Source organism: Egibacteraceae bacterium (assembly GCA_035540635.1).
In the GTDB taxonomy this organism is placed as follows: Bacteria; Actinomycetota; Nitriliruptoria; order Euzebyales; family Egibacteraceae; genus DATLGH01.
In genome coordinates, this window is sequence record DATLGH010000016.1 from 1 (window position 1) to 2,572 (window position 2,572).

A 2,572-nucleotide genomic window follows, 5' to 3' on the forward strand; every position below is an offset into this window, starting at 1 on the left:
CGCCGTCGTGACCCCGACCGCGAAACGCGCGCGCTGGTCCGTAAACTCGAGCGCCTCGGACACACCGTCACCCTCGAAAAGAAGGCCGACGCCGCATGAACCCGAAGCACAGCTGCCCGTCACCGGCATTTTCACCCTAGATTGGACAAGTGCCAATCTCCGGAAAGGTGGCTTCGACCGCTATCAGCGCCGTGGAGCTCGCCCGCCTCGCCGGCGACTGGGCGGGCGGCGGGTCACGGTCCGCCGGCCTCGCCGAGGTCGTCGCGTCGGCGATCGCCGAGGGTCGTCTGCCGCCGGGCGTCCGCCTGCCGGCCGAGCGCACCCTGGCCACCCAGCTCGGTGTCAGCCGCAACACCGTCGTCGCCGCCTACGACCGGCTGCGCCAGGGTGGGCTCGTGCGCACCCGTCAGGGCAGCGGGACCGTGGTCGGCGGGCCGGGGGAGCCGGGCGCCGGGCCACGCGAGGCGCGCATGGCCCGGACGCTGCTGCCGAACGGGATCTTCGACGGTGTCCTCGGCACGGACGAGGGCGGTACGGATCTGCGGGCGGCGTACTGGGTCGGGGCCGACGAGCTGCCACCCGGCGCCTTCGCCCTGGACGAGGTCGGCGTGCGGGACCTCGTCGGCGGCCATGGGTACTCCCCCGCTGGCATCGCCGGCCTGCGCGAGGCCTTCGCGGCGCGCCTGACGTCGCGCGGTCTGGCTACGGCCGCTGACCAGGTCATCGTCACCAGCGGGGCGCAGCAGGCGTTGTCGCTCGTCGTCCACTACGTCGTCGACCCGGGTGACCGGGTGCTCGTCGAGGACCCGACCTACCCGGGCATGATCGAGGCGCTGCTCGCCGCCGGCGCTGACGTCGGCGGCGTGCCGAGAAGCCGCCAGGGACTTGACCTCGCCGCGCTTCGCACCCAACTGGCGAGGCGCGCGCCCCGGCTCGTCTACCTCCTCCCCACCGTGCACAACCCGCTCGGCACGACCATCCCGGGTCCTGACCGGGCCCTGCTCGTGCGTGCCCTGCGCCCCGCGCCGCTCGTGGTGGAGGATCTGACCCTGGCCGACACGGAGCTGCGGCCGACGGGTTGGCGACCGCTGGCCGCCGACGCCGAACGGGACGGGGGCCCGCCCGTCATCACCGTCGGATCGCTGAGCAAGAGCATGTGGGGAGGGCTGCGCGTCGGCTGGCTGCGGGGGCCTCGCGCCCTCGTGCAGCGGCTCACGCGCATGAAGGCCATCCACGACATCGGCAGCTCCATTCCCAGCCAGGTCATCGCCCTGCGCCTGCTCGCCCACGAGGCGGAGATCACCGAGCGCCGCAGGCAGGCCGTGGCCCGCCGTCTCGCGGCGCTCCAGAGCCTGCTCGACGAGCAGCTCCCGGGTTGGACGTGGCAGGAACCGACCGGCGGGCTGTCGCTCTGGGTGCGCATCGGGGAGGTGAGCGCGATCGACTTCGCCGCCTTCGCGACCCGCTACGGCGTCGCGGTGGCTCCCGGCCCGCTGAGCAGCCCGACCGCTTCCCACTGCGACCACCTGCGCCTGCCCTACGGGCAGCCCGTGCCCGTCCTGGAAGCCGGCGTGGCGCGCCTCGCGGCGGCCTGGCGGGACTACACGCGGCGGCTGCGGCCCTCCGACGCCGTCAGCGTCGTGCTTTGAAGGCTGGGTGTGGAAGCGACGGCGGCCGGGTAGGCGGGAACGCGCACACCGGTCGCCGCAGCCGGCGGCCTTCCCGTAGGAGCGAGCATGGTCACCCGTTCACCCGTCGCCACCGATCGGCGCAAGCTGCTGCGCATCTACCTCAACGATCATCTCGCCGGTGCGACCGCCGGCGTCCGGCTCGCGCGCCGCAGCCTGCGCAGCAACCGCGGCACGCCACTGGGCGCGTTCCTCGGGCAGCTCGTCGATGAGGTCGAGGAGGACCGCGCCGCGCTCGAAAGGCTCATCGCTGCGTTCGCCTTCCCGCGCGGCCGAGTCAAGGTGGCCGCGGCCGTGGCGGCCGAGTGGATCGGTCGTGGCAAGCTCAACGGGCGCCTCATCGGCTACTCCGACTTGAGCCGCGTCCTGGAGCTCGAGGGGCTCTACCTCGGCGCCGAAGGCAAGCGGCGGCTTTGGCTGAACCTCCAGCGGATCGCCGAATCACACGATGCCATCGCCGCGCTCGACCTCGACCGGCTCATCGCCCGCGCGTCCTCCCAGCTCGAGCGCCTGGAGCATCACCGCAGCGAGGCGGCAGCACGCGCTTTTGCCTGACCGGCCCGGTGGGAGCAAGGCGCCTGACGACCTCGCGGGGGGCCGGCCGTGGCAGCTTTGCGGCTACGCCGCCTTGACCGCACGAATGATCGCCGCGTGCAGTCCCTCGGCGACCTCATGCGTGAACGTGATGTCGACGTCCTCGAAGCCCGCAGCGACGAGGCCCGCGCGGTACTCCCCGACCGACAGCGCGCCGGCGGGCGCATCGGCATCAGCGACGTCGTCGCCGAGGACCGCCTCGACGCGGCGGAGCGGTCGGAGAGGGGCAGCTACGTCGGGTGCATCGCCGGCGCGCTGTCGGTCGGGGAGTACCGCGCGGGCCTCGTCGC

At 73.4% G+C, this 2,572-nt stretch carries 3 protein-coding genes and 1 pseudogene; all 4 read left to right on the forward strand.

Annotated features, from left to right (window positions below; genetic code table 11):
* The first annotated feature begins 272 nt into the window (after positions 1-272).
* Positions 273-416 (forward strand): annotated as a pseudogene (locus tag VM324_02980) (winged helix-turn-helix domain-containing protein).
* Positions 417-470: 54 nt separating this feature from the next.
* Complete coding sequence (locus VM324_02985) at positions 471-1,649, forward strand: PLP-dependent aminotransferase family protein (protein ID HVL98237.1); 1,179 nt, start codon at positions 471-473, stop codon at positions 1,647-1,649.
* A gap of 87 nt (positions 1,650-1,736) precedes the next feature.
* Positions 1,737-2,243, forward strand: coding sequence for a hypothetical protein (locus VM324_02990; protein HVL98238.1), 507 nt, complete (start codon positions 1,737-1,739; stop codon positions 2,241-2,243).
* Positions 2,244-2,339: 96 nt separating this feature from the next.
* Positions 2,340-2,572: hypothetical protein (locus VM324_02995; GenBank protein ID HVL98239.1), on the forward strand; the 233-nt coding region annotated here is incomplete at its 3' end.

What these genes read in the sequence shown, in the direction of transcription:
- VM324_02990 (HVL98238.1), top strand. Translation starts at nt 1,737, where the DNA reads ATGGTCACCCGTTCACCCGTCGCCACCGATCGGCGCAAGCTGCTGCGC.
- VM324_02985 (HVL98237.1), top strand. Translation starts at nt 471, where the DNA reads ATGGCCCGGACGCTGCTGCCGAACGGGATCTTCGACGGTGTCCTCGGC.